Here is a 636-nt window from a genome sequence, read left to right as displayed (position 1 = left end):
AAGCCACTCTCGGCATCGACGCCGATATGCGCTTTCATACCGAAGTACCACTGGTTGCCTTTCTTCGTCTGGTGCATGTCGGCGTCGCGCTTGTGTTCCGCATTCTTTGTCGAGGGTGGCGCGTTGATGATGGTGGCGTCGACGATGGTGCCCGAGCGCATCAGCAGGCCTTTCTCGGTCAGCGTAGCGTTGATGGCGATAAACATGCGCTGAGTCAGTTCATTCGTCTCCAGCAAACGCCGGAATTTCAGCAAGGTCGTGGCGTCCGGTGCCGATTCACGTGCCAGATCGACGCCGACAAACGCCCGTACGGCCTGGCTATCGTAGATCGCGTCTTCCACCGCTTCGTCAGACAGGCTGTACCACTGCTGGATAAAGTACACGCGCAACATGCGCGACAAACCGATCGGTGGACGACCGCGCATACCGGTCGGATAGACAGGAGCGATGACAGCCTCGAGTTCGGCCCAGGGTACGACTTGCTCCATATCCGCCAAAAACTGCTCGCGACGCGTGATGCGCTTCTTCGCGGCAAATTCGGCACTCGAAAAACTGGTTTGCTTCAGGGCCATCACGGTCTCTTTGAAATTGAACGACATCAAGATTTTAACGTTAAAAACCGGGCGATTAAATCAG

1 protein-coding gene is annotated in these 636 nt (G+C 56.0%); it reads right to left on the bottom strand.

Annotated elements, in window-relative coordinates; all coding sequences use genetic code 11:
• A partial coding sequence (locus QN370_RS20590) for an IS5 family transposase (protein WP_323581830.1) occupies positions 1-572 on the bottom strand: 572 nt, incomplete at its 3' end.
• Positions 573-636: the final 64 nt, after the last annotated feature.

The sequence above is a fragment of the Actimicrobium sp. CCI2.3 genome (assembly GCF_035019065.1).
GTDB lineage: Bacteria > Pseudomonadota > Gammaproteobacteria > Burkholderiales > Burkholderiaceae_D > Actimicrobium.
Note: the sequence above shows the minus strand (reverse complement) of the source record. Positions and strands in the feature narration are given on the sequence as shown.